The 23,761-nt window shown below is 71.1% G+C and carries 26 protein-coding genes and 3 pseudogenes; 19 read left to right on the plus strand and 10 right to left on the minus strand.

Going from position 1 to position 23,761, the window contains the following annotated elements:
* Nucleotides 1-148: 148 nt before the first annotated feature.
* Entirely contained in the window at nucleotides 149-391 is a 243-nt protein-coding gene (locus tag AB0P35_RS34325; protein WP_095877575.1) for a hypothetical protein, read from the minus strand.
* 319 nt (nucleotides 392-710) lie between these two features.
* Between AB0P35_RS34325 and AB0P35_RS34330 the strand changes: the two genes are divergently transcribed.
* From AB0P35_RS34330 to AB0P35_RS34350, 5 genes are all read left to right on the plus strand, one after another.
* The gene (locus AB0P35_RS34330; protein WP_095877574.1) at nucleotides 711-1,142 is read left to right on the plus strand and encodes a hypothetical protein; all 432 of its coding nucleotides are present in this window, start codon (nucleotides 711-713) and stop codon (nucleotides 1,140-1,142) included.
* A gap of 112 nt (nucleotides 1,143-1,254) precedes the next feature.
* Nucleotides 1,255-1,455 (plus strand): hypothetical protein, encoded by a 201-nt coding sequence (locus AB0P35_RS34335; protein WP_095877573.1) that lies wholly within the window; start codon nucleotides 1,255-1,257, stop codon nucleotides 1,453-1,455.
* A 153-nt stretch (nucleotides 1,456-1,608) separates the two neighbouring features.
* Complete coding sequence (locus AB0P35_RS34340; protein WP_363518724.1) at nucleotides 1,609-1,818, plus strand: hypothetical protein; 210 nt, start codon at nucleotides 1,609-1,611, stop codon at nucleotides 1,816-1,818.
* Nucleotides 1,781-2,284 (plus strand): HNH endonuclease family protein, encoded by a 504-nt coding sequence (locus tag AB0P35_RS34345; RefSeq protein WP_257019563.1) that lies wholly within the window; start codon nucleotides 1,781-1,783, stop codon nucleotides 2,282-2,284. The genes AB0P35_RS34340 and AB0P35_RS34345 overlap by 38 nt, the downstream gene beginning before the upstream one ends.
* A gap of 314 nt (nucleotides 2,285-2,598) precedes the next feature.
* On the plus strand, nucleotides 2,599-3,726 hold the full coding sequence (locus AB0P35_RS34350; protein WP_363518728.1) for a hypothetical protein: 1,128 nt from the start codon (nucleotides 2,599-2,601) through the stop codon (nucleotides 3,724-3,726).
* Between the two features lie 1,359 nt (nucleotides 3,727-5,085).
* Here AB0P35_RS34350 and AB0P35_RS34355 read toward each other — a convergent pair.
* Nucleotides 5,086-5,301: a hypothetical protein gene (locus tag AB0P35_RS34355; protein WP_144298835.1), complete on the minus strand. Its 216-nt coding sequence runs from the start codon at nucleotides 5,299-5,301 to the stop codon at nucleotides 5,086-5,088.
* Between the two features lie 203 nt (nucleotides 5,302-5,504).
* Between AB0P35_RS34355 and AB0P35_RS34360 the strand changes: the two genes are divergently transcribed.
* The 3 genes from AB0P35_RS34360 (at nucleotide 5,505) to AB0P35_RS34370 (ending at nucleotide 8,306) form a co-directional block, all read left to right on the plus strand.
* Nucleotides 5,505-5,747 carry a hypothetical protein gene (locus tag AB0P35_RS34360; RefSeq protein WP_095877570.1) on the plus strand — a complete coding sequence of 81 codons (243 nt, stop codon included), beginning with the start codon at nucleotides 5,505-5,507 and terminating at the stop codon, nucleotides 5,745-5,747.
* A gap of 1,166 nt (nucleotides 5,748-6,913) precedes the next feature.
* Nucleotides 6,914-7,459: a sortase gene (locus AB0P35_RS34365; RefSeq protein ID WP_363518732.1), complete on the plus strand. Its 546-nt coding sequence runs from the start codon at nucleotides 6,914-6,916 to the stop codon at nucleotides 7,457-7,459.
* A 94-nt stretch (nucleotides 7,460-7,553) separates the two neighbouring features.
* Complete coding sequence (locus AB0P35_RS34370; RefSeq protein ID WP_095877569.1) at nucleotides 7,554-8,306, plus strand: class F sortase; 753 nt, start codon at nucleotides 7,554-7,556, stop codon at nucleotides 8,304-8,306.
* Nucleotides 8,307-8,380: 74 nt separating this feature from the next.
* On the opposite strand, the pseudogene AB0P35_RS34375 reads toward AB0P35_RS34370, so the two are convergent.
* The 4 genes and pseudogenes from AB0P35_RS34375 to AB0P35_RS34390 all read right to left on the minus strand — a co-directional run.
* A pseudogene (locus AB0P35_RS34375) lies at nucleotides 8,381-8,527 on the minus strand (transposase); the annotation flags it as partial.
* 151 nt (nucleotides 8,528-8,678) lie between these two features.
* A pseudogene (locus tag AB0P35_RS34380) lies at nucleotides 8,679-8,813 on the minus strand (hypothetical protein); the annotation flags it as partial.
* Nucleotides 8,750-9,475, minus strand: a complete 726-nt coding sequence (locus tag AB0P35_RS34385; protein ID WP_095877568.1) for a thiamine pyrophosphate-binding protein — start codon at nucleotides 9,473-9,475, stop codon at nucleotides 8,750-8,752. The gene AB0P35_RS34385 and the pseudogene AB0P35_RS34380, both read right to left, overlap by 64 nt.
* A gap of 264 nt (nucleotides 9,476-9,739) precedes the next feature.
* Nucleotides 9,740-10,936, minus strand: coding sequence for an Ig-like domain-containing protein (locus AB0P35_RS34390; protein WP_363518736.1), 1,197 nt, complete (start codon nucleotides 10,934-10,936; stop codon nucleotides 9,740-9,742).
* A gap of 242 nt (nucleotides 10,937-11,178) precedes the next feature.
* Here AB0P35_RS34390 and AB0P35_RS34395 point away from each other — a divergent pair, with 242 nt between their 5' ends.
* Together AB0P35_RS34395 and AB0P35_RS34400 are read left to right on the plus strand one after the other, a co-directional pair.
* Nucleotides 11,179-11,304: a hypothetical protein gene (locus AB0P35_RS34395; protein WP_257019561.1), complete on the plus strand. Its 126-nt coding sequence runs from the start codon at nucleotides 11,179-11,181 to the stop codon at nucleotides 11,302-11,304.
* A gap of 62 nt (nucleotides 11,305-11,366) precedes the next feature.
* Complete coding sequence (locus AB0P35_RS34400) at nucleotides 11,367-11,681, plus strand: hypothetical protein (protein ID WP_363518740.1); 315 nt, start codon at nucleotides 11,367-11,369, stop codon at nucleotides 11,679-11,681.
* A 482-nt stretch (nucleotides 11,682-12,163) separates the two neighbouring features.
* On the opposite strand, the pseudogene AB0P35_RS34405 reads toward AB0P35_RS34400, so the two are convergent.
* A pseudogene (locus AB0P35_RS34405) lies at nucleotides 12,164-12,265 on the minus strand (IS5/IS1182 family transposase); the annotation flags it as partial.
* Nucleotides 12,266-12,531: 266 nt separating this feature from the next.
* Between AB0P35_RS34405 and AB0P35_RS34410 the strand changes: the two are divergent.
* From AB0P35_RS34410 to AB0P35_RS34435, 6 genes are all read left to right on the plus strand, one after another.
* Entirely contained in the window at nucleotides 12,532-12,963 is a 432-nt protein-coding gene (locus AB0P35_RS34410; protein WP_179419746.1) for a GntR family transcriptional regulator, read from the plus strand.
* Nucleotides 12,960-13,871: an ABC transporter ATP-binding protein gene (locus AB0P35_RS34415; RefSeq protein ID WP_095877566.1), complete on the plus strand. Its 912-nt coding sequence runs from the start codon at nucleotides 12,960-12,962 to the stop codon at nucleotides 13,869-13,871. The genes AB0P35_RS34410 and AB0P35_RS34415 overlap by 4 nt, the downstream gene beginning before the upstream one ends.
* The gene (locus tag AB0P35_RS34420) at nucleotides 13,868-14,824 is read left to right on the plus strand and encodes a transporter (protein WP_363518745.1); all 957 of its coding nucleotides are present in this window, start codon (nucleotides 13,868-13,870) and stop codon (nucleotides 14,822-14,824) included. The genes AB0P35_RS34415 and AB0P35_RS34420 overlap by 4 nt, the downstream gene beginning before the upstream one ends.
* 90 nt (nucleotides 14,825-14,914) lie before the next feature.
* Nucleotides 14,915-15,718, plus strand: coding sequence for a class I SAM-dependent methyltransferase (locus AB0P35_RS34425; RefSeq protein ID WP_363518748.1), 804 nt, complete (start codon nucleotides 14,915-14,917; stop codon nucleotides 15,716-15,718).
* 18 nt (nucleotides 15,719-15,736) lie between these two features.
* Nucleotides 15,737-16,888: an acyltransferase gene (locus AB0P35_RS34430; protein ID WP_363518751.1), complete on the plus strand. Its 1,152-nt coding sequence runs from the start codon at nucleotides 15,737-15,739 to the stop codon at nucleotides 16,886-16,888.
* Nucleotides 16,889-16,919: 31 nt separating this feature from the next.
* The gene (locus tag AB0P35_RS34435) at nucleotides 16,920-17,699 is read left to right on the plus strand and encodes a polysaccharide deacetylase family protein (RefSeq protein ID WP_363518754.1); all 780 of its coding nucleotides are present in this window, start codon (nucleotides 16,920-16,922) and stop codon (nucleotides 17,697-17,699) included.
* A 176-nt stretch (nucleotides 17,700-17,875) separates the two neighbouring features.
* Here AB0P35_RS34435 and AB0P35_RS34440 read toward each other — a convergent pair whose 3' ends face one another.
* Nucleotides 17,876-18,022: a hypothetical protein gene (locus AB0P35_RS34440; protein ID WP_363518757.1), complete on the minus strand. Its 147-nt coding sequence runs from the start codon at nucleotides 18,020-18,022 to the stop codon at nucleotides 17,876-17,878.
* Between the two features lie 358 nt (nucleotides 18,023-18,380).
* Nucleotides 18,381-18,596, minus strand: a complete 216-nt coding sequence (locus AB0P35_RS34445) for a hypothetical protein (RefSeq protein ID WP_144298833.1) — start codon at nucleotides 18,594-18,596, stop codon at nucleotides 18,381-18,383.
* 34 nt (nucleotides 18,597-18,630) lie between these two features.
* On the opposite strand from AB0P35_RS34445, the gene AB0P35_RS34450 reads away from it, so the two are divergent.
* Complete coding sequence (locus AB0P35_RS34450; RefSeq protein WP_095877560.1) at nucleotides 18,631-20,295, plus strand: PHP domain-containing protein; 1,665 nt, start codon at nucleotides 18,631-18,633, stop codon at nucleotides 20,293-20,295.
* On the opposite strand, the gene AB0P35_RS34455 is transcribed toward AB0P35_RS34450, so the two are convergent.
* Complete coding sequence (locus AB0P35_RS34455) at nucleotides 20,265-20,981, minus strand: hypothetical protein (RefSeq protein ID WP_363518761.1); 717 nt, start codon at nucleotides 20,979-20,981, stop codon at nucleotides 20,265-20,267. The genes AB0P35_RS34450 and AB0P35_RS34455 overlap by 31 nt on opposite strands.
* 392 nt (nucleotides 20,982-21,373) lie before the next feature.
* Here AB0P35_RS34455 and AB0P35_RS34460 point away from each other — a divergent pair, with 392 nt between their 5' ends.
* On the plus strand, nucleotides 21,374-21,562 hold the full coding sequence (locus tag AB0P35_RS34460) for a hypothetical protein (RefSeq protein ID WP_095877558.1): 189 nt from the start codon (nucleotides 21,374-21,376) through the stop codon (nucleotides 21,560-21,562).
* Nucleotides 21,563-21,753: 191 nt separating this feature from the next.
* A complete protein-coding gene (locus AB0P35_RS34465; RefSeq protein WP_306454474.1) occupies nucleotides 21,754-23,544 on the plus strand; it encodes an RICIN domain-containing protein in 1,791 nt (596 codons plus the stop codon).
* Nucleotides 23,545-23,761: the final 217 nt, after the last annotated feature.

A 23,761-nucleotide genomic window follows, 5' to 3' on the forward strand; every position in this document is an offset into this window, starting at 1 on the left:
GCCTCTCCCACGAAGGACTCCACAAGCCGGAGCAGCCGGCCACCGACAATATGCCGCACGCCGCCGACAACCCGCGACGGCCCGGCACCCCATCCAGCGGTGGGTTGCGGCGGCCCGGCCCCGGGCAAGGCCGGACCGCCGCCGCGTTCTACTTGCGGTCGCCGGGGAGCTGTTCGGTGACCAGCCGCCACAGCGCCCCCGCCGCCCACGACCCGGCACCGGACAGCAGACGCCCAACCACCAGACCGCTCCACCCTGACGGGTCCCGCCACGCCGGGACCACCCGCCCACCGGCCGCCCCGGGCAGCTGCGCCTGATGCCTGCCGCTGTCGCCGTGCGACTGGCCGGCCCGCCTGGCGGTGCTGCGCGGCTCCTTCTCGATCTCGTCCACGGTGATCTCTCCATTCGCTCGACGCGGGTAGTGGACGTCGGATACGACCCGGGACGGCACCAGGAGAAGTGCGCCTGACTGCCCTTCAGCGGTCTGACAGACCGGCACAGTAGGAAGCCCACAGCGCCGATCAACCCTTTCGGAACCCGCCGAATACGGGGGCAGAGAGAGGAACCGCGCGCGTGTACACCACCCACAGCGCGAATCAACCCCCACACGACCAGCACCGATCCCCACCGGACGGGCATCGGCCGGACCGTTCGTCGCACTATTGCCGACCACCCGCGCAGCCCCAGGCCGGCGCCGTAGGCTCGCGCTCGTGCCCTCCCTCACCGCGGACCCCCGCCATGCCCGCCTGGTCGCCGTCCTGCCCCCGCTGCTCACCCGCTCCTGCCCGCCCGAGGCCGGCGGCTACGGCGGATCGTGGGAGGTCCGGCTGACCCGTGCCGAGACGGAAGACCTCGGCGGGCTGCCCCTGCTGCGCTCGGCGATGCGGACCGCCGCCCGTTCGCTCGGCTGGCGGGTCGAGACCTACGGCGCCCCGACGCTCTACGGGGCCGTCTCGGGGATCGTCGACCGCCGCCCGGTGCCAGGCGAGTTCGCCGACGCGGTCGACCGCTACCGGGAGCAGCGGATGCGGGCCGCCGTCGAGACGGCCGAGCGGAACCGGGCGGATGGCCGGCAGCGGGCGGTACGCGGGTCGGTGTTCGTGACCACCCAGGAGTTCCGGGCCGCGATCGCCGACCGGTAGCCCCCGTGCCGGCCTCCGCCGGCCAGGTCGCCGGGTTGGACCGGTGCGCCAGCCACGCAGCGGAGCGCAACGGCACCGTTTGCTGTGCTGACGGTCGGTCATACTGACCGCCATGAGTGATGATCGTCGCCCGCTGGGCCTGCCCGAGTTCTCCGCCCTGACCACCGACCGGCCCCAGGCGGCCGACCGGCGCCCGCTGGCGCCCGTGGACCGGACCCTGTTCCTCCCGCCGCCCAACACCGACCAGCCGGACCCCACACCCGCCCGCCGCCCCCTGGCCGACGGAGGCCTGACCTTCTCCGGCGGCGCCTGAACCAACCGCCCCGCCTGCGAGCACAGCCGGCGTTGCAGCGGCGGACACTGGCTGTTGCCACATTCGGATGACCACGATCGATCCTGCCGACACCCTGGCCGGACCCGCGCGTTGGACCGGGCGACCACCCGCCGCCCCGCCCAAGGACCCCTCGTGAGCCTCCACACCGCCCTCGCCGCCGCAGCCGCCGCCACCCTGCTGCTCACCGTCCCCGCCCACGCCAACACCCCGACAGCTGCGCACCGGGCGGCGGGTGAGGTGGTGACGACGACGCTGTATGAGGCGATCGACGCGCTGCCGGTCGCGGACGAGGACCGCACCGTACGTGCGCACCGCGTTCCGGCACTGGATCGACGCGGATAAGGACGGCTGCGACACCCGCAAGGAGGTGCTGATCGCCGAGGCGACCGAGGCACCGGCCGTCGGCGCGAAGTGCGCGCTGACCGGAGGGGAGTGGTTCTCCCCGTATGACGACCTGGTGCTGCAGGATGCCAAGCTCCTGGACGTCGACCACCTGGTGCCGCTCGCTGAGGCCTGGGACTCCGGGGCCTCGACCTGGAGCGCGAAGGAGCGGGAGGCCTATGCGAACGACCTGGACGAGCCCCGCGCGCCGATCGCCGTCTCCGCCCGCTCCAACCGCTCCAAGGCCGACAAGGACGTCACCGACTGGCTCCCGCCCGCGGCCGCATACCGCTGCACCTACCTCGCCGGCTGGACCGCGATCAAGACCCGCTGGGGCCTCACGGTCGACCCGGCCGAGGCCGACACCCTCCACGAGCTCACCGCCGAGTGCCGCAACGAGCCGCTAAGCGTCGTCCTCGCCCGCTGACACCCGGCGCCGGCGCTCGGCGGGGACGCCTGCACCCCGCCGAGCGCCCGCTGCGACGAGCTGGAGCACAAGGATCCCGCGGTCAAGGACCTGGTGGGCGACCAGCGCGGCAGCGGCAACGGCTCCCTGTCAGTCTTCACCGTCGACACGGTCACCAGCACTGACGACCCGCTGCACAACGCTTGGCAGCACCGCGGCAAGGCCGTGTGGCCGGAGCCTGCCGAGCCCGTCGTGTGGCTGGAAGGAGTGGCCCACGAGGAGACGGTTGTGACGATTCGTCGGGCGGTCGTGGGCCGATGTGGTAGCCATCGGGCATGCCCTGGCTCGAGTCGGTTGTCTTCGCGTTGTTTCCGCCGTTCGTGGCGGGGGTGCTCCACAGCCCCGTCATGGCGGTGCTCGATTTCCCGGATGTCTGGAAGGGGTGGTGGGTCCCAGCGTGGATCGTCGAACGCGCCCCGGCTCGGGTCGTCCCCGGGTCGGCCGACGCTGCCGGCTACGGACTGGTGCACTCCCCGCCTGCAAAGCTGAAGGAGCGCTGGACTCGCGGGGCACGACGGTCCTGGGGCATCGAGACGTGGGTCGCGATCTTCGTCATTCTGCCTGCAGCGGTGGCCGGAGTGCTCGCCCTCGGTGGCTTCATCCTCACCGTCCACCCGAGTAGTTCGGACAACCCGCAGTTCGCCCGGGAGAACACGATGGCGTTCTTCTCGCTCTCCGCCGGCTTGGGCAGCGCGGCCGTGATGTGGGTCTACCGGTCCCGCATCCTCTACCGGCGCCGGATCGGCGCGAGCCTTCCGCTCACCTCGGCCTTCCACCTCGCCCGGCTCCTCCGCAGCTGCTCGGCAGCCGAGTCCGGCAGCCTCACACTGCTGGAACTCGACCAGCGGGTCACCCGCTACACCAACCAGCTGGGATGGTTCGGCGCGTATGGCGTGGACGGCGAGCGGCGGCGCACCGCTCTCCAGCCGCACATCGCCCGAGTGCAACTGGCAGTGGAGACGGAGATGTCCATGGTCCTGCGCGACGGCCCCGAAGCCGTGCCCCGACTCGGCCGCCTCCTCGCCACCATGCTCGATCGTTCGGTGCAGGGCCGGTGGATGGGCCTGCTGGACGAGACGGACCTACCCACGGAGGCGGCCGAGCTCGTCGCCCCGCGCGAGGCCAAGCAAGACCGCTGGGTCGTGCTCGGCGGCAGTGCGGCTGCAGCGGCCGTCATGGGCACCGCGATCATCGCCGGTCTGCCCGTGGCCGCAGTCGCGCCCGCCGCACTGACCGCCCTGATCGGCCCCGCGGTCATGTGGGGAAGCGACAAGCTGGGCACCAAGCGCGAACACCTACAGACCGCGACAGCAGGCGTCAACGCCGCCGCCTCCGCGCCCGCAGAACCGCCCCCACCGACGGAGAACCCCTCAGCCACCAGCGTCCCCGCCCCCAGGGCGTAGCGGCACACCACGCCACCACCAGCCAGTCCGCCAAGCGGCCCTGAGGACCGCGCGCTGCATCCGACCAGCAGCGCCCGGCCCTCGGGCGGCCGGCTCGTGCACCATGGCCGTGGAACGTCGCGTGCGCCGCCCCATCGTCCGAGTCGAAGGTGTACCGGCGCCGCCGGACCGAGGGCCAGCAGAACGCGGTGGCGGACGCGCTGATTGCCTCGCGCGTCGAAACCCCGGACGGCATCGACGGCGGCGCCAAGAGCTCCTCGACCTCGCTCCCGGTGTGCAGCGCGCAGCGGCCCGCTTCCTGCAGAACCTGGAGACCTCCCGCCACGGCGAGGCTGACCCGCGCGGCAGCGAGGCCCTGGACCTCCTGGAGCGCAGCGTCACCGCCTCCACCGGGCGTCTGCTGCGCAAGGCCCATGCGCTGCGCTTCGGGATGCTCGCCGACCGCCGCGCCGCGCACGGCGCCGACCTGCCTGGATCCGGGCAGGTCATTGCCGGGCAAGCCTCGGCCGTGCCCAGGCAAGCCGTTGTGCAAGCCGCCGTCCAGGCCGGGCATGCCGGCGCCGGGGTATCGGCGCGCGTCGAAACAAGCCCTGATGGCCGGCCTGGCCGCTCGCTCATTCCGGCCCGTGTCGAATCCAGTGGCCGCGGTGCCGATGCTGCGGCCGCCCGCCGTGACCTCGTTTCCCCGCGCGTCGAAACCCGGCCTGCTGCGCCGGTGCAGCGCCGACCGCTGCAGCCGCCGCCGAACACCGCCGCACCCACTCCCGCCGCCGGCACAGCGCCCGCCGCATCCGCTGCCGCATCGACCGCGCCGGCCAGCACCGGCGCTCCCGCCCCGCGGCGCCTGGCCGCCGCCGACCGCACCTCGCTCCCGCCCGCCGCCCGACGCCTGGGCGCGCCGACCAACACCTGGAACGCGGCGAACAACACCCTGCTCAACGACGGCTGGGACCACGCCCCGGGCCTGTACGCGGTCCGCCGACCCGACGGCAGCCCCGCCGGCTGGGTCAACCGTCGACGACAACTGGGGCACCTACATCGACGGCCGCCTCGTCATCGACGCCACCAACCACCAGCCCTGGTACTCCCAAGACGCCCGCTACGCCGTCTCCCTGCTGCGCATGGCCCTCGACCAGCACCTCGCCTGACTTCACGTCACCAGGCGCGGTCAGCACCCAGGGCGGCGGCCGCAGCCGGCCGCACAGGGTGGAACGAACAGCGGCTCCCCGGGAGACAATGGCATGAACCCGGGGAGCCGTCACGATCCTCTCACCCGCAGCCGCACTGCCGACACCCTGTCCCGGGTGCGGCCCGACCGAAGGGTCGGGCGGGTCGGCCAATACCAGCCGGTGTCTGCCATTACGGCAGGTCCGGGTCCGGGTGGTTGGTGCCGGGGCGCGGCTCGGTGGTGACGATCTCGTACAGGCCGGGGCCTGCCTTGCGGAACCACCCGCCTACGGCCTTCGCGAGCCGTGCCCGCTGCACGTCCACGCGGTCCATCGTGAGTCCCGGAGGGATCTCCACATACTCGCGGACCATGGCGATCTCCTCTGGCGTCAGCTCGGGCTCCGGCACGACGGCCTCCACAGATTCGGCAAGCTTTCAACCAAAGTAGCCAGAGAGGGACATTTTTCTGAAAACGGGCATCGCGGGTCCGTGTCCGGGGCCGCACCATCGACAGCTACCGCAGCCGGCCTGTCGCAATGGCAACCGGGTCCAACGCCCACGTCCGCCGGACGGGAAGGCGGACCGGGGCCGGCAGGCGGAGACTGGGGCCCATGGAACCTCGCTTCCACCAGGGCGGTGCCACGGTCCACGCCGGTGGAGACGTCTACCGCTGTCGGGCGAACCTGCGATGCTGGGACGACCAGATCCAGGCCCGCACATTCGGCGGGGTATCCCTCCACGACGGACTGGAGCAGTGGGCCGGACGCCTGCGCTTTGACAACGACGCCGACGCGGAAACCATCCTGTTCACCGACCCCCCACGCCTGGCACTGAAGGCACGTTCCTCGTCGTGAACCTGGACCGCCCGACCACACTCACCATCCGCGGCATCGGCCCCGCCCTGTTCTGACCCGAAACCACACCACCGCCGGCAGCAGCCCCGCAGCGCCGCCACAGCCGCGACCGCCAGCCCGCCTGCCCGACTGCGTGGGCGGGTGGGCGCGCATCGGTGGTCCCGGCCAGCGCTGCGCTGGCCTTTTCCTGAGGCGGCGCCCGGCCGATGGCCGGTCGCGCGGATGGGGCCTGCCCTCCGGACGGCGGTCGTGGTTGGTTCCGGCTTGGTGCTGGTCAGGGTCCTGCGTCGCTGCGTGGGCGGTCCCACCTCTCACTTCTTGGAGCCACCCCCGGAGGCTGCCGGACAGGAACCGCTGCTCACCGCCGTGCGGCCCGCCGCTGCGCCCGTGTCCGGCTGCGTTCCGCCCGCGCTCTGCTGCTCGCGTGAACCGGTGTCGGGGAGCGGCTCCGGTGCTGTTGGGCGCGCTGCTGCGCCCTGCCGTCCGGCCGCGCTCCGCCGTACCGGGGCCTGCCCGGTGCCGGGTTGCCGCGGCGGTCCTTGGCCCGGCTCCGGGGCTGTCACTAGCGGCTGTCTCGGTCGGTGCCGTGGACTCCACCCGGTGCTGTCACGGCCTCCCTGCTGGAGCGCTCGGCACGCCGTTCCCCGGCGACCCGCCGCTGCGCCCGTGTCCGGCTGTGCTCCGCCCGCGCTGTGCTGCTCGCGTGGACTGGTGCCGTCGGGCGCGTTGCTGCGCCCGCCGTGCGGTCGGCGGCCAGTGCCGCCCCGGGCCCCGTCGTGGCCGGGTAGTGGTGCTGTGCCGGTTCCGCCCGGTCCCGTCTTCGCATCAACGAGCGACTCCGCCGCTCCCAAGACAAGCAGGGGCCGACCGCCGACACCTGAGTTGCCCGCTCCTGACGGACCCTTACAGCGCAGTCCACCCGCGCCGGGGTCGGCTGATGCCCCGTCACCCATTGGCGGAACCGTCCGCCGGTTTCCGGCCGCTCCCCGGTCTCCCTGTGCTGACCTGCGCAAACGGCGGCAGTGGCCACCGCGCCACGCCCGACCGGGCGGCGCAGGTGGCAGTCCGTCAGGTTGCGGGGCTGACGTCCTGTCGGTTTTCTCGGGCGCAGGGCACGGAACAGGTGCTGGACAGCCCGGCCGCGTGCCCGCTCGGAGGAAACACCTATGCACATTTCACGCGTCGTCACCGGTTCCGCGGCCCTGGCCCTGGGCGCCCTCGCCCTGGCCGTGCCCTCGGCCGCGGCCGAGGACTCCGGCTTCACCATCAGCCCCCGGAGCGCGAGCCCGGGCCAGACCGTCACCATCAGCACAACGGCCTGCGGGCCGGACGTGACCTACGGCAAGGCCTTCTCCGATTTGACCGACCAGATCAACCTCCTCGCGGGCGACCATAAGGGCACTCTGGTCGGGACGTTCCAGGTGCCGGAGGACGCCGCGCCTGGCGACAGCGGAATCACGGTGAAGTGTCCGCCGCGGATCCAGATGACGGACACGCTCACGATCATCCCCCGCCCGAGCGGTGCGGCCGCGGCCGGTTCCGGAGGCGCAGCGGGCAACGACCCCCGCCCGAGCGGTGCGGCCGCGGCCGGTTCCGGAGGCGCAGCGGACGCCGACGGCAGCCAGGTCGCACTGGGCGGTGTGCTGCTGGCCGGCGCCGTGGCCGGCGGTGCCGTCAAGATCCGCCGCCGTCTCGGTGCCGCGCGGGTCTGAACGGCCCGCCGCCGTCACGCCGGCGCCCCGGACGCCATCGGCCCGGGGCGCCGGGCGCATCCCGCCCACGTACGCGAACAGGGGCCTGACCTGCATGGACGCCGCGCACCGCACCCCGCTTCCCAAACGCTCGACCGCGCCTTCGACCGTCCTGGTGGTGTGCGCGCTCGCGATCGGCAGCTGGCTGGTGGGCTACGGCGCCCACGCCGAACGACCGCCGCAGCCCTCCCCGGCCCAGGCCTTCCCCACGCCCGGCCTCCCCGCCCCCGCCGCACCCACCTCCGCCGGGCCCGCCTCCGCCCCGCCCGCCGGGGCTTCGCCGACTGCTGCCGCCTCGGGTGCCGCTTCAGGTGCCGGCGGGTCGGCCGCGTCTGCGCAGGTCCATCCCCTGCCGCCGTCCGATCCTGCCGGCGTCCGCATCCCCGCCATCGGTGTGGACGCCCCCCTGGCGAAGCTGGACCTCGACGCGGCGGGCGCCCTGCAGCCGCCGCCCCCGGACAACCCCCGCCTCGCCGGCTGGTACGGCGGCGGCCCCACCCCCGGGTCGACCGGCACGGCCGTCATCACCGGCCACGTGGACACCCGCTCCGGGCCCGCGGTCTTCTTCCTGCTCGGCGCCCTCACCAAGGGCAGCACCATCGAGGTCGACCGCACCGACGGCCGGACGGCGGTGTTCACCGTCGACGCCGTCGAGTCCTACGCGAAGAAGGACTTTCCCGACCAGAAGGTCTACGGGAACTCCGGCCTGCCCGAACTGCGGGTGATCACCTGCGGCGGCGTCTACACCAAGGCGGGCGGATACGAGAACAACACCGTGGTCTACGCAACACTCTCCGCCGTCCGGTAGCGGCGCAGCCCGCGGCGGTGGGGTCTGTCCATTGAACGGGTCTGTTCCGTAGTCGGTGGTGACGGAGGGTGTGGTCAGCCCAGGAGGATGCGGTGGCGAAGGAGGGGGAAGCTCGCGCGGCCGTACATCTGACGCGCGATCAGCTTGGTCTTGTTGTTGACGCCTTCGGTGCCGCCGTTGTGGTGCGGCAGGGTGAGGGCGGAGTCGACTGCGGCGCGGTCCTTGGCCGGGCAGTGCGGTGGCCCGTTCCAGGTAGTCGGCCAGCTGCTCGGTGGTGATGGCGGTGAACGCCTGCCGGTAGTCGAGGGCCGCGGCGGCGGTGAGGGCGTCGGTGCGGGCCGGGACCGTCTGGCCGCCGGTGGACTGGTAGACGCCGTTGCAGGAGACGACGTGCACGAGGGGCAGGGCGTGGGCGCCGATGAGCTGGGCGCAGCCCCAGCCCATCAGGTGGTTGCCGTCGCCCTCGAGGACGATGGCGCTGCACGGGCCGGACGGGCCGGTGGCCATGGCGTATCCGGCGGCGACGCCGGCGGCCAGTCCCATGCCGCCGGCCAGCGGCAGGACGCGGTCCTGGCCCGGGGCGGTGAGCGCCGTGATCTCCCGGCACAGGAAGCCGTTGCTGACGAACAGCGGCAGCCGGCGGGTGTGGGCCGCCTGCAGGACGGTGGCGGCGATGGTGTGGCGGGGGGCCATCGGTGCAGACCTCCGGGCTGGACGAGCAGGGCGCAGTGCCGGCCGGCGTCGCGGTGGGCGCAGAACCAGGTGTTGAGGTCGGTCGCCCGGTCGGGGGTGGTCCAGGCGATGCCGAGCCCGGTGAGGAAGCCGGTGGGGCGCTCCCCGGTGACGACGTGGTGGGGGAGCCGGTCGGTGCCGGTGCCGGCCCAGCCGACCAGCAGGGCCAGCGGCACCGCGGCGTCGGCGGCCAGGGAGGTGAGCGCGTCGCCGGTGGTGAACAGGCCGGCGTTCTTCATGTACAGCAGAGGGCGGCCGCCGGCGATCGTCATGCCGACGGCGGCGACGGCGGCGGCGTCCTCACGCGGGACGCGGTGGCCGGGCATCGCCTGGTCGAGGCTGTCGATCAGCGCGGTGAGGTGCGAGTCGGGGACGCCCAGGGCGCAGTCGAACCCGGCGTCGCGCAGCCGCTCGGCCAACGTGGTTGTGGTCGTCATGGATTCCTCCCGTGCGGGTCAGAGGCAGGCGGTGGCGGACCGGTCGGCGCCTGGCTGACCCGCTACAACACCCGACGCCGGCACTCCGCCAACGGCCAGCTCAGCCCCAACGAATACGAGCGACGACACCACACGGCTAAGCTCACGCTCGCCGCGTGACAACCAACCGCGTGTCCACCTTCACGGGCGAAGGCCCGAACGCACCTTCCCCTCCTGGTGAACGGGGCTACGCAGAGTGCGGGATTTGCTGTTTCCGGGCCGGGATCACCACTGCGACCAGGGCGTGTTCCAACCGCTGAGGCCGTTGTCGGGCTGGAGCGGGGCCTTCTTGATGGAGTTCCGGATGATCACGACGTCGCCGACCAGCGACGCGTTGTAGACCTTGCCGGCGGTGGAGTTCTCGTCGCCCTCTTCGGTGTCGGTCATGCCGATGCAGCCGTGGCTGATGTTCGCGCGGCCGACGTCTCCCCAGGACTTGGGGTTGCCGTGCAGGTAGGTGCCGGTGGTGGTCAGGCGCATCGCGTGCGGCTCGACGGCGTCGTAGCCCTCGCCCACGAGGCCGACCTGGCCCCGGGAGGTCATCTTCTCCATGCGGCTCTTGGCGGAGATGACCATGGTGCCGTTCCAGGACGGGTTGTCGTTGGTGCCCGCGACGATCGGGATCGTCTGGTTGGGCTTGCCGTCCTCCTTGACGACCATCTGGTGGGTCCTGGCGTCGACCTCGCTGATCCGGGAGCGGGCGACGGTGAAGGTCTCGTCGTGGTCGCTCGCGCCGTACACGCCGGGCGCCAGCTCCACGCTCTTGGTCCGCAGGTGGACCTTCACCGTGGTGCCGGGCTTCCAGTACTCGGCGGGCCGCAGGTCCAGGCGGGTGTCGTCCTCGAACCAGTGGCCCTTGACCTCGGTGCCGTCCGAGGCCTCCACGGCGACGGCCTTCTCGGCTTCCTTCTTGTTCTTGACCTTGGTGCCGAAGTTGACCGAGACGATCATGCCGACGCCGAACTTCTGACCGTCGACCACGTTGTCGTAGACCTTGACGGTCTTCTTCGGGGTCAGGGTGGTGAAGCTGCTGCTGGCGGTGGTCACCACGCCGGAGGCGTCCGAGGCCCTGGCGCTGACCTTGTAGGCCGAGCCGACCGCGAGGCCGCCAGCGGCCGGGGTCCAGGTGAGGCCGTCGGACGCGATGGAGCCCTCGACCGGCTTGCCGTCCTTGTCGGTCACCGCGACCTCGATCAGCTTGCCGGTCGCCACCGAGACCTTGACCGCACCCGGGGCCACGTTCTGCGCGCCGTCCTTGGGCTCGATCGACAGGACGGCCGCGGACGCCTTCGCCGCGCCGCCCTTACCGCCGCTGCCGCCCGACCCGCCGGAACCGCCCGCGGCACCGTCGCCGCCGCCACTGCACGCGGCCAGCAGCAGAACCCCGCTCAGCGCCGCACCCACCATCGAAACCCGTCGCACGACGGCCCCCCTCCACTGGAACAGCCGCAGATGTATACGTACCAGCAGCCCCGCAGGTTTCAGCCGAGAGCCTCGAACAATGTCACGTTTCCGTACGGGCTTCGCGGTTGCGGCGTCTTGCGCATTGAGCACATCGAGCGCGGGCACGTCGACCCGACCGACAAGGCCAAGTACCCGGAGCTGATTTGGACGTGTGGGCCTCAGGGGCCTGGCCAGCGCGTGTGCGCGATGACCGCTTCCCCATGCCGAACGAGAGCGGGATCCGCACCCTGCTCCCCGGTCTCCGTGCGGCCATCCTCCAGCTGTACGGCGGCTTCGCCACTGATGAGGAGCCGCCCGCGCGGCAGTACGGCGTGCCGAACGACTGACCGCCCTCCCGTAAGCGACCTCCGAGGTGGGCGCCCGGGTCCTGCCAACGGTCGGCCGCCAGATGATCGAGGGGCGGCTCTCGTGGGGGATCGTGATCGTGAAGTTCCACCCTGCGCTCGGACAAGGGGAAGCCGTGAATTCCTGGATCAACCTGAATGCCCTGTGGAAGATGATCGCGGTGGGGCTGCTCGCGGGCGCCGGCCTGCCCGCGCTGTTCGCGATCGGCGTGCGGGCCCTCAACCCGCCGTCCCCCACAGGTGGGGCCGGCGGCCGCCCCGCTGCCGGGCCGCTCGGCTACACCGTCGCCGGCGTGTGCTTCGCCGTGGTTCTCGCCGCGATCGGCTGGGGCATCTTCATCATCGTCAACCACGGCTGACGCATCCCCGACGGCCCGGACGACCCACCGCCGGCGGCCCTGGCCACGAGCGCTTGAGGTGGGAGTCGTGCGGATCCGCTCCGCCGAGTCCGGCCGGGGCCGGCGACGGGTCGTCAGCGCCCTTGCGGCCCCTTCCAACGCCAGATCCCACCACTGGCACGCCACCGCCCAGGCCACCGCGAACACCGCTACCGGCGCGACCCCAGCCGCCACCACCCGCCGGGCCACCACCGGCCACCGCCGCTGCGCCACGGCGATCGCGGGGCAGCCGGCGAGGTCAAGGCGTTCTTGCCTGCGGCCGTCACGGCACCCAGCAACCAGCGCTGATGGCGATGGCAGACCCGCTGCCATCCGTCGCGATACCGCACGGCAGCCACCCACTCCCCGCTGCGCCGGGCGGTGCAACGGCGGCACGCATACGCGACCAGCCCGCGCGCCGCAGAGCCCAGCTGCAGCGCGCCGGGGCAGCCCGCTCGGGGAGCGTGGACGCGGGTCGAGGTTTTGACGCTCTGTGCGTCGATCACCCAGGCCGACGGTTCGCCGTCCCGTCCCTCCTTCTGCCGTAGCAGCTGCCCGAGCAGCCCGGCCGGCATCCCGGCAACGTCACCCACTCGGCTGCGCCATGCCACTCGTGACCGCACACGTGCGGGCAGCCTCGCCCGAGCGGCGACGCGGCCTCGTCCAACTGCCGCGCTCCGCGTGCGAGGGGATGACGGAACACGTGTGCAGCTGGACGCCGGTAGCCGGTGCACCGCGGTCGTTCTCCCGGCGGGTTTGAAATCGTCGCCGGACATCAACTATGGTTCCATTAATTCATTAATACAAGCATGGTCGGGCGGAGGGAGGCGATGTGATCGACTACCGGATCGACCGTGGCAGTGGCGTACCGGCCTACGTGCAGATCATCGAGCAGACCGAACGGGCGCTGCGGATGGGCACCTTGCAGGTCGGGGACAAGTTGCCCACGGCCAGGGAGGTGGTGGCGGCGACCGCCATCAACCCCAACACCGTGCTGCGGGCCTACCGCGACATGGAACAGGCTGGTCTGGTCGAACTGCGCCGTGGCCTCGGGACCTTCGTGACGCGGTCGCTCGCCCGGCCCGGGGCGGAGAACGACTCTCCGCTGCGCCAGAAGGTCGCCGACTGGGTGGCCTGCGCGCGGGCCACGGGGCTGGAGCGGGCAGATGTCCTCGCCCTGGTCACAGCCGCCCTGGATGCCTACGACGACGAGCACGACAGCACAACCCCGGGCGACCGGGAACGAAAGAAGGAGAACGTATGACCGGGCCTGACGCGTCGGCGGCGCTGCGCGCCACGGAGCTGGGATTCCGGCACCGGAGGCGGGGCGGCTGGGCCCTGCGGGACTGCGAGTTCACCGTGCCCGACGGTCGTATCACCGCACTTGTCGGACGTAACGGCGCTGGCAAGAGCACACTGCTGCACCTAGCCGGCGGCCTGCTCCGACCCGCCTCCGGGCAGCTGAGTGTGCTGGGAGCCGTACCCGGCACGTCAGAGGCCCGCGCCCGCGTCGCTCTGCTCACCCAGGACAAGCCGCTCTACCCGCGTTTCACCGTGGCGGACACCCTGCTGATGGGCGAGAAGCTGAACTCCTCGTGGGACCGGACGACCGCCGAGCGGATCGTCCGCGAGGGCGACATCCCGCTCCACGCCCGCGTCGGCGACCTGTCCCCCGGGCGGCGCACTCGCGTCGCGCTCGCCCTGGCACTGGGCAAGCGACCCGAACTCCTGCTTCTCGACGAACCGTTGGCCGACCTGGACCCCGTGGCGCGAGGCGAGATCATGGCGCAGCTGATGGCCGAGGCCGTGGAGCGCGGCATGAGCATCGTGCTGTCCTCGCACGTCCTGCCCGAACTGGAGGAGACCTGCGACTGGGTGCTGGTACTGCGGGACGGCCGCGTCGAGCTGAGCGAGGACGTTGAGGTACTGCGCAGGAGCCATGCAGTACTGACCGGACCCGCCGGCCAGGCCGACATCCTTGCCGGACAGCACACCGTCGTGCGGAGCCGCACTGGCGGCAGGCAGCTGACCGCCCTGATACGGCAGCGCGGACCGATGCGCGGCGACTGGCACATCGAACGGCCTGGCCTGGAGGACATCCTGATCGGCTACCTTCAGGCCGGTGAGCCGGGGCACCCCGCCCCCGCCGAGCGGACGGAGGCGGCGGCGTGAAGGGCTCGCTTTGGCTCGCATGGCGCCAGCAGCGCGTGTCGGCCGGCATCGGCGCGACCGCCCTGCTCGTCGCTGCGGCGATCGCCGTGTACTACCGCTCGGGCATGCTGGACGCCCTGCACAGCGGGCTGTTCGACCACTGCGCCACTGGTCCGCTGTACTGCACGCGGTCCGACACCGGTCTGCCCCTGCTGCTGGACGTCGAGCCGCTGAAGTACCTCGGAGCGCTGAACATCGCCCTGCCCGTCATCATCGGCGTCTTCTGGGGCGCCCCGCTACTGGGCCGCGACCGGGAACTGGGCACACACCGCATGATCCTCGCGCAAGACGTGAGACGCGGCCAGTGGTTCGCCTCCCGGTTCGCCCTGGCCGCGGCGACCACGATCGCCCTCTCCGGCCTGCTCGCGGGAGTGTTCGCCTGGTGGTGGCGGCCGGCCGCGGACCGGAGTTACGGCCTGTTCTGGTACGAGAACACGGCCCTGAGCGGCTCGGGCCCCCGCGTTGTCGCGGCCGCCCTGTTCGGCCTGGCGGCCGGCACCCTGCTGGGTCTGCTGGCCCGCCGGGTACTGGCGGCGATGGGACTGACCCTGCTGGTAACGGGGGTGATGACGCTCCTGCTGGAGTGGACGCACCGGGCCCGGCTGCTGGTCTCGCCGCGCACCTACGTAAGCGCCGGCAGCATCCCCAAACCGCCGATGGCCGAGAAGTGGTCGACCGGCGACTACGGTCTGATCACCGCCACCGGCCGCCACGACGACGCGCTGAACTGCCCCTTCCCGTCGGGCGCCCAGCTCAAGGAGTGCATGGCGGCGCACGGGTACGTGGCCCGCTACTACCGAGCCAACCCGGCCGGTGACTACTGGATCTTCCAGTGGACCGACACCGCCGTCCTCGGCGGTCTCGCCGCTGTGCTCACGATCGCAACCGTGCTGCTCCTGCGTCGCCGCGTCTGACCGCGAGACCACATCGCGACACATCGCCTTCATCCCCTTCCTCTCATTCAACCCTCACGGGATCCCCTTTCGCACGGAGGTCGCTTCACCATGCCCGCCGACGCCAAGACACCGAAGAAACTGCGCAACAACCGCGCCGCCCTCACCCACAAGACCGGATACGCCCTGCGCCACCCCGGCCGCGTCATCCCGTACCTGCGACGGGCCGGCCGAGACACCTGGCTGCGCCTCAAGCACCCCGACCACGTCGGCTACTACCGCGCCGTGATGGCCTCAGACACCCGCCGCAACCCGGAAGCCGCGGTCGGCAGCCAGACCCATGACCGCTGGCTGGCACTCGGGCAGATGCAGTTCGACTACCTCATCGAACACGGGCTGCGCCCGGACCACCGCATGCTCGACATCGGCTGCGGCAACCTGCGCGGCGGCTGGCGCTTCATCAGGCACCTCCACACCGGCAACTACTACGGCATCGACATCTCGCCCGACATCCTGATGGCCGCCAAGAAAACCCTCGTCGAGCACCGTATCCAGGACAAGCTGCCGCATCTGACCATCACCGGCGACCTCACTCTGGACTTCCTGCCCGACGACCACTTCGATGTCGTCCACGCGCACAGCGTCTTCTCCCACTCGCCGCTGGAGGTCATCGACCAGTGCCTGACGCACGTCGGCCGCGTACTGACCGACACCGGGTTCTTCGACTTCACCTTCGACCGCACCGAGGGCACCGAACACCAGGTACTGCGCGAGGATTTCTACTACCGCACCGAAACCCTCCTGAACCTGGCGCGGCGGCACGGAATGCACGCGCGGTACATGGAGGACTGGGAGAAGCGCCCGCATGGCCAGTCGAAGATACGTGTCAGCCGCTCGCCCCTGCCCACCGCCTGAATCGGCTCTGGTGGCGACATGCCGTCCGACAGACCGATTCCCAGACCGCGGAGCGGGCCGGCGCGCCTGGCCGCGATAGACGGGCTCCGCCTAGTGGCAGCGGTCATGGTGGCCGCGTACCACTTCCTCGGGACACCCACCCCACACTTCTGGGGAAGGCCCGAACTCCGAGATTTCACGCCGTTTGTGCATGAGATCAGCCGCTACGGCTGGCTCGGCGTCGAGTTCTTCTTCACCATCAGCGGCTTCGTCATCTGTATGAGCTGCTGGGAACGGACTCTCGCACAGTTCACCGTCTCCCGCGTCACACGGCTCTTCCCCGCCTACTGGTGCGCCGTACTCCTCATCGTCGGGCTCGTCCTTGTCTCGCGGATGGGCCACTGGCCTGCCACCACCCGCATCGACCCTCGTACCGTCCTGGGAAACCTGACGATGGCTCCGGGACCACTGGGACTCGAACTGGTTGACGGCGTCAGCTGGACGCTCTGGGTGGAGGCCCGTTTTTACCTGCTGATGGCCCTGCTGATCGTCTTCGGGCTGTCGTATCGGCGGGTGGTGACCTTCTGCGGAGCCTGGCTCCTGGCCGGTGTCATCACCCTCGAACTCCAGTCGCCGCTACTCGACGAATTCGTACTGCCCCGGTACGCCGGCCTCTTCGTCGCCGGAATCGTCCTCCACCTCATGCACAGGTTCGGACAGAGCCTCCTGCTGTGGCTGCTGCTGGGCTTCGCCTGGGCCTACGAACTCACCGTGCTCGAACTCCGGGTGGCCGATCACGCCAACGTACCCCTCGGCGAGAGCCGGCCCTCCTGGGCCGTCTGCGCGGCCGTTCTCACGCTCTGTCTCGGGCTGCTGGCGCTGGCCGGTGTCGGAGGACCGCTGGCAACGTTGCGATGGCGTTGGCTGGTCACTGCGGGGGGACTCACCTACCCCTTCTACCTCATCCACCAAAGCATCGGAATTCCCTTGGCCAAAGGCTTGATCCGGGCCGTTCCGAGGCTGGAGCCGTTGCCTTCGATGGCGGTGTCCGTCGTCTGCGTGCTGGGGCTGTCCCTGCTCATCCACACAACGGTGGAGCGCCGGCTCGGACGCCTGCTGAGGCATCGCCTGACGCTCGACATGCGGCTTCAGGATCCTGCCGTGACACCGGCTCCCGCCCGCACGCGGTAACCCGGAAACTCCATCCGAAGAAAGATCTCGCATGTCTCTCATCACACGTAGAAGACGTTCTCGCCCGCTCATCGCCGTCTCGATAGCGGTAGCCGCCGTGTCGGCCGTCGCGCTGACTGTGGCCCTGACGGTCACGACCTACGATGACACCTCGCCGCGCGCTGCCCGAGCGGAGGCATCGGGATCGGTGGCAGGAAACGTCGACTGCCGCCAGGCGAAGTGCGTGGCCCTCAGCTTCGACGGCGGCCCCAGCCCGACCACCCCCGGGCTGCTGGACATCCTCGAGCGCGAGGGCCTGCACGCCACGTTCTTCGTTCAGGGCAAGGGCCACATCGCGAAGTACCCCGATATCCTGCGTCGCATCTCGGACGAGGGGCACGAGATCGGCAATCACACCTGGAACCACAGGAGGCTGACAGACCTCGACGAGGACGACATCCGCCGGGAACTGACCAGTACGCAGGACGCCATCGAGAAGATCATCGGCGTCAGACCCGTCCTGATGCGTCCGCCGGAGGGCCGTACCAACCGCAAAGTGGCGAAAATCTGCCGGGACTTGAAATTGGCGCAGGTGCTGTGGAGCGTCACGGCCAAGGACTACGAGACGACCGACTCGGCTCTGATCACCAAAAGAGTGCTCGACCAGACGCACCGCGACGGCATCATCCTGCTGCACGACCTGCACAAGGGGACCGTGCCCGCCGTACCTGGAGTGATCAAGGAGCTCAAACAGCGTGGCTACACCATCGTCACGGTGTCGCAACTGCTCGCCCCCGCCAAGCCTCAGCCAGGCATGGTCTACCGGCCATGAGGGAGCGCCGCGAGCGCGTCCCTGAGTGCCGCGTGCGGGGGCGGGGGCGATCCGTTTGGGGGACAGATACAAAAGGCAGGACCGGGCCAAACGTTGTCGGCGGCGGTTGAACCGGGTTCTGGCTCAACTTCCGGGCTAGTACGAAAATCCCCCCGTTCGGAGCCCGTTGTCCCAGATCAGACGGCTTCTGTCGGCTGCAGTGTCACTTGGTAGCCGAGTTGGGTCAGCCGGCTCACCCGTCGTCGGGTCGGCCTGGTCTTGCCGGTGCGTTCGAGGAAGTAGTCCCCGCCGAGGTCGTGGTAGTCGGTTTCGTTGGTGAACATGTGCCACGCGGCGATCAGATGGTGTGTTCGAGGGCGACCAGGGCTCTCTTCTTGCCACGGCGTGCGGCGTGAGGCGATGCGCCGGTAGCGGGCGTTGAAACGGGAGGCCGAGGAGGCGACCTGGCCGAGGATGCCCTTGAGCCAGGGGTCGCCGTGGCGCGTCTTGCCGGTTCCGTGCTTGCCGGCGGACTCGTGGTTGCCCGGGCAGGGGGCGGACTCTAACGCCCGCTGATGCCCCGGCTTTCGCCGGGACCCAGCTGCGCTCGCCGGGCCGGGCGCGGACGCCGCGATCTCTGGGCCGTGCTCGACCCGCTCGTTCGCGAGCTGCTGCGGCGCTGACCCGCGGGGTGAGGCCGGGTCAGGGTCGGCGCCACCAGGAGCGGGTGCGCTTCGTACGGGTGGCTGCGGCTTCGACGGCGGCCCGCTCGCGATCGGCGGCCTCCAGCGCCTTCTGGCCTGCGTCGGCCTGGTGGCAGGACCCGCACAGGCAGTCGTCGTTCCAGGTGTCGGCCCACTCGTGACGCGCGAGGTTAGGGGCGGGTTCACCCGGGAGCCAGGCGCACTTCAAGTCCACAAAATCAAACGCACATACGTTTCATCCTGCTCAGATGCAACCGAAAGGCAACAACATGGCACAGCAGGTCGGTCGGCGCGGTTTCTTGCGCGGCGCCGGTGCGGGACTGGCGACGGCGGGACTGGCAGGGGCGGCGGGCACGCTCGCCTCGCCCACGGCTTCGGCGGCGGTGTCACGCGAGGAGCGGCGGGTGCCGCGCGGCGGCTTCGTCTGGCTCGCGGGCGACCACCACCTGCACAGCCTGTACAGCAACGACGCGATGTACCCGGTCGCCGACCAGGTGCGGCGCGGCATGGCCCACGGTCTGGACTGGCTGGCGATCACCGACCACGGCAACGCGGCCTTCGCCGCGCACAGCGTCGAGGACCGGTACGCCGACCTGCGCGCGGCGCGCGAGCGCTACCGGGAGGACATCCTGGTCTTCCACGGGCTGGAGTGGAATATCCCGGGGGCCGAGCACACCACCCTGATGCTCGCGCCGGGGGCCGGCGAGGCCGCGTTCCTCCAGGAGTTCGTCAACCAGCACGACGCCCTCGTCACGGGCACCCGCGACGGCACACCCGTAAACGAGGCGGCCGCGATCAAGGCGCTGACCTTCCTGCGCGACGCCGTCCGCTGCGGACGGGTCGCCGACGCCCTCGTACTGCCCAACCACCCCTCCCGCAAGGGCATCGACTCGCCGCACGAGCTGCGCGCGTGGCGCGACACCGCGCCCGAGATCGTCATCGGTATGGAAGGCGCCCCCGGCCACCAGGCGGCCGGCCTGCCCGCCCCCTGCATGGCGCGAGCCCGCGGTCTGTACGACAACGCGCCCGGCACCTGGTCCTTCCCCGGCTACCCGGCTGAGAGCTACCGCACCCACGGCGGCTTCGACTGGATGACCGCAACCGTGGGCGGCGTGTGGGACAGCATGCTCGCCGAGGGCAAGCCGTGGTGGATCACCGCGACCTCGGACGGACACCAGGCATGCGGCGACTGGGTGAAGAACCCCGTCGACCCGCTGAACGAAACCGCGTACGACAACACGCCCTTCGACGCCGAGGGCCACACCTTCGCCGGTACCGGGCACTTCCCCGCCCCGGTGAACGCCGGCCGTCCGGTGACCACGTACAGCGCGCTGCCACCCGGCGCCTACTCCAAGACCTGGGTGGGCGCCACCGGTTACGGCCACCGCGCGGTGATGGACGGACTGCGCGCCGGACGGGTGTGGGCCTGCCACGGCGACCTGATCAGCGGCCTCGACGTACGGGTACAGGAGAAGGGCGCCCCGCATCGCGGCGTGCCGATGGGCGGACGGCTGCGTGTCAGGCGCGGCGCCACGGTCGAGGTGGTCGTCGAGATCCGGCTCACCGAGACGCCGAACTACGCAGGCCTGGTGCCTGTGCTCGCCCGTGTGGACCTGATCAAGGGCCGCGTCACCGGGCCGGTCACCGACCGCGACACCATCACCGCGCCGGACACCCGGGTCGTGCGGTCCTGGGAGGTGGACAAGCGCCAGGGCACCGTGACGCTCGTCCAGGAGTTCACCGCCGACCAGTCCTGCTACCTCCGGGTCCGTGGCACCGACGGCAAGCGCACCGCCCCCGGCCTGCTCGGCAAGGCAGTCGACCCGGCAGGCCCCGCGATGGACGTCCCGGCTGCGGCCGACCCGTGGGAGGACCTCTGGTTCTACGGGAACCCGGTGTTCGTCGAGGTCTGACACCGGCCGGCGGCCTTCGTGGTGGTGCTGACCGCGGGGCCCTGCCACCCGTCGGCGTTGGGCAGCAGCCAGGCAGTGCGATCGCGGCGTTGCGGGCCTTCGGCCGACCGCTTCGGCTGCCAGCTGCGGCTCCAAGCCCCGACCGCACCCGGCTGGTGCCGGCCGCGCCTCCCCGGATGCGGGGTCAGACAGGGAGACCAGGGCCTGGAATGCTGCTCGGCGGGCGCTGGGATTAGCGCCCGCCGAGCCCGGGCCGCGGTCGAGCCTGGTCTCGTCCCGTTGCCTGCGGTGGTCGGCTCGGCGTTTACGCCACCGTCGCAGCCGTCCGCCCCGGCAGCGACCGGGCATCGGCGCTGCGGCCAACGACGGTCCGCGAGCAGCTCGACGACCGAGGCCTGCCAGGGGACGGGGCGCGCACCAATGGCGGCGACGACCGGGGTGGGACGCCAGTCCTGTGGCAGGCCGAAGACCAGATCGTCGAACCACTCGGCGGCCTCCTCGGCCGAGGCGAGGCAGCCCATCCCGGCGACCAGGAGCGCCTCCTGGACCCGGTCGTCACCACTCCAGCGCAGCTCCTTCCCCGGCGCCGACAAGCCGGGGCCAGACTGCTGCCGCTGATGCTCGGACAGCCCGGCCAGAGCACCGACCAGACCCACCGCGTCCCCCGTCCGCACCAGCCCGATCACGCCCGCGAACCCGACCCCCCACACCTCGTTCCCGGAGGACGACGTTACGGCCCACCACCGACACCGGGCGCTCGAACGTCCCCGCCGGACGCCGGTGTGCCAGGAGCGGCGCGTGGACGACACCCGGTTCGCCGAGCAACAGCCCGCTGCTCCTCTTGATGGTCCGATCCGTCGTGTGCTGGCGGATCGGTGTGCTCGGGCCGGCCGGGCGGGCAAGTGCGGGCGGACCCGCCGGAGCGCCCCGTCGTCCTTCCGGACGTCGCTGGCGCCCTAGTGACGGATCTCGGGGACGGTCAGGTCGATCGGGTCGGTGCTGCGGGCGGATCGGTTCGGGTCGGCGGGCCTGGCCGGTGTCGCGTCGGCTGCGACGGCGGCAGGAAACCAGGGCGAGCATGGAGGCCGAACTCCAGCGCCACGCCGGCCGGCTGGGCCTGTCCGTCAACACCCGCTCCTGGTGCCGGGCCGCCGCCGCACCGCCCGCACCGGACGCCCCGGCGGCGCTGGTGATCGGTTACGGCACGCCGCCGGAGCACGCCTTCGAGGAGGCGCTGGACGCGCTCTGCACCCTGGTCACCCTCTGAGCGGGCCAGTGCGTGGAGCCCGAAAAGAATTCTCGCGGTCCGGGGCAACCTTTCCGCAGTCGGTGACAACTGGATGACGTCCGGACAGGCGGTCCGGTCAGAGACACCGGTTGAAAGAGAGCATCGACATGTTCCCTCGCCCATCCACGCCGCCGGAGGCGTCGCCCGGCGGCCAAGGCCGCCGTCGCCGCTTGTCCCGCTCGGCCGTCCTGGGACGGCGGCAGGCGCATCGCGGCCGTCGCCTGTACCAGCGCCGGAGCTTCTGGGCGGCCGTCGGCCTGGCGGTCCTGGGTGGTTCCGTGGTCGTGGTCAACACCGCCTCGGCCGGACCCGTGGACACCAACGCCTGGTACGTGCTGGTCAACCGCAACACCGGCGAGGCACTGGACGCCCTCGACTACGCCACCTACGACGGCTCGTCGCTGGGGCAGTGGAACCGTACCGGCGGGACCAACCAGCAGTGGAAGTTCATCGACTCGGGTGACGGCAACTACCGGCTGCAGAACCGGAACTCCGGCAAGGTGCTGGACGACTACGGCTGGTCGAGGACCGAAGGCTCCAAGCTGGTCCAGTGGCGCGACCTGAACGGCGCCAACCAGCAGTTCCACCTGGAGAAGTCCTCGGACGGCTACGTGCGTCTGATCAACCGCTTCAGCAAACTGGCCGTCGAGGTCCCGCTCGGCTCCAAGGCCAACGGGGGCCAGCTCGCCCAGTACCACGACTGGAACGGCGCCAACCAGCAGTGGCAGCTCGTCCCGGCCGGCAGCAGCGGCGGTACCGGGAACACGGGCGGCTCCGGCAGCACGCCCACCAAGCCGGCCAGCAGCGCTCCGGCGAGCCAGACCCCGAGCACCCGCCCCACCTCGGCGCCGCCGGCGTCCCCGGCCACCGGCGGCGGCAGCCCGGCGAAGAGCCTCATGGGCAGCAGCACGGTGCTCCTCGGCGGCTTGATGGATGACTCCACGGCGAACGCCGCGCCGTTCGACGTGCGGTACGCCTACATCCACAGCCAGCCCGCGCCTTCGTCCGACGCCTACACCGCCTCGCGCTGCAAGTCCGAGTGGTCGGGCTGGTGGGGCTGCTGGACCGGCGACACCACGGCGCCCGGCACCCAAATAGCCGTGAACAACGACCGCGCGTCCAAGGCGACGTACCAGGGCAAGCCGCGCCCGCAGAAGTACCTCTTCACGTGGTACTCGCTGCGCGACCTCGGAGACATGGCGGGCCAGGGCGACGGTCCCGGCGAGGTCCAGGCCATCAACCGGGCCGACCTGCTCACCAAGTACCTGAACGACTACCGCTTCTTCCTCCAGAAGATCGGCACCGCGCAGGACATGGTCGACATCGAGCCGGACTTCTGGGGCTACGTCCGCTCGCTCGGCAACCCGCACCAGGTCGCCGCACAGGTCAAGGCCGCGAACCCGACGGACTGCGGGTCGCAGGAGAACAGCGCCTCCGGCCTGGCCCAGTGCCTGATCGCGATGAGCCACAAGTACGCGCCCAACATCGGCGTGGGACTGCACCTGACCTGCTGGGACTGGCAGCAGAACACCCCGCAGTGCGTCAAGGACTACGCGGACCTCGGGGCGAAGAACGCCGACTTCCTGGTCACCGACGTGACGGACCGCGACGCAGGCTGGTACGCGCTGCCCGCCCACGGCAGCAAGGACACCTTCTGGAACGACCAGAAGGGCTTCGCCGCCCTCGCGTTCTACAAGACGATGTCCGAGTCGGTGGGCAAGCCGGTGGCCCTGTGGCAGATCCCCTTGGGCAACATGGCGCAGAACAACACCCCCGGCCACTACAAGGACGACAAGGTCGACTGGTTCTTCTCGCACATGGACCAGGTGGCGAACGCACACGTCGGTGCCCTCCTGTTCGGCGCCGGCTGGTCGGAACAGACCACGCCCGAGACCGACGGCGGGAACCTGATCAAGAAGGCACTCGCCAACCACAACGCGGGTGGCACGCCCCTCAAGTAGCCACACCCAGCCGGTCGGCGCCGGCAATCTCAGCTCGCTCGTCGGCTTGAGGGCTTGCTCTGAAGCTCCAGGCTCGATGAGCTGGTCGTCTGTCGAACTGAAACCAGGAGACGACGAAGGCCCCGGCCCCAGAGCGGGGCGGGGCATAGGTTGCCAACAGTGGCGTAACCCGTGGGGTGGGGGGGGGGGGTGCCGCATAGGGGGGTGGGGGACGAAA

Source organism: Kitasatospora sp. NPDC085879 (assembly GCF_040686255.1).
GTDB lineage: Bacteria > Actinomycetota > Actinomycetes > Streptomycetales > Streptomycetaceae > Kitasatospora.

Coding starts and splice junctions, on each gene's coding strand:
- AB0P35_RS34435 (WP_363518754.1), top strand. CDS start 16,920: ATGTCTCTCATCACACGTAGAAGACGTTCTCGCCCGCTCATCGCCGTC.
- AB0P35_RS34350 (WP_363518728.1), top strand. CDS start 2,599: ATGCCCTGGCTCGAGTCGGTTGTCTTCGCGTTGTTTCCGCCGTTCGTG.
- AB0P35_RS34460 (WP_095877558.1), top strand. CDS start 21,374: ATGGAGGCCGAACTCCAGCGCCACGCCGGCCGGCTGGGCCTGTCCGTC.
- AB0P35_RS34365 (WP_363518732.1), top strand. CDS start 6,914: ATGCACATTTCACGCGTCGTCACCGGTTCCGCGGCCCTGGCCCTGGGC.
- AB0P35_RS34430 (WP_363518751.1), top strand. CDS start 15,737: ATGCCGTCCGACAGACCGATTCCCAGACCGCGGAGCGGGCCGGCGCGC.
- AB0P35_RS34415 (WP_095877566.1), top strand. CDS start 12,960: ATGACCGGGCCTGACGCGTCGGCGGCGCTGCGCGCCACGGAGCTGGGA.
- AB0P35_RS34395 (WP_257019561.1), top strand. CDS start 11,179: ATGCCGAACGAGAGCGGGATCCGCACCCTGCTCCCCGGTCTCCGTGCG.
- AB0P35_RS34440 (WP_363518757.1), bottom strand. CDS start 18,022: ATGTTCACCAACGAAACCGACTACCACGACCTCGGCGGGGACTACTTC.
- AB0P35_RS34400 (WP_363518740.1), top strand. CDS start 11,367: ATGATCGAGGGGCGGCTCTCGTGGGGGATCGTGATCGTGAAGTTCCAC.
- AB0P35_RS34450 (WP_095877560.1), top strand. CDS start 18,631: ATGCAACCGAAAGGCAACAACATGGCACAGCAGGTCGGTCGGCGCGGT.
- AB0P35_RS34335 (WP_095877573.1), top strand. CDS start 1,255: ATGAGTGATGATCGTCGCCCGCTGGGCCTGCCCGAGTTCTCCGCCCTG.
- AB0P35_RS34425 (WP_363518748.1), top strand. CDS start 14,915: ATGCCCGCCGACGCCAAGACACCGAAGAAACTGCGCAACAACCGCGCC.
- AB0P35_RS34360 (WP_095877570.1), top strand. CDS start 5,505: ATGGAACCTCGCTTCCACCAGGGCGGTGCCACGGTCCACGCCGGTGGA.
- AB0P35_RS34370 (WP_095877569.1), top strand. CDS start 7,554: ATGGACGCCGCGCACCGCACCCCGCTTCCCAAACGCTCGACCGCGCCT.
- AB0P35_RS34385 (WP_095877568.1), bottom strand. CDS start 9,475: ATGACGACCACAACCACGTTGGCCGAGCGGCTGCGCGACGCCGGGTTC.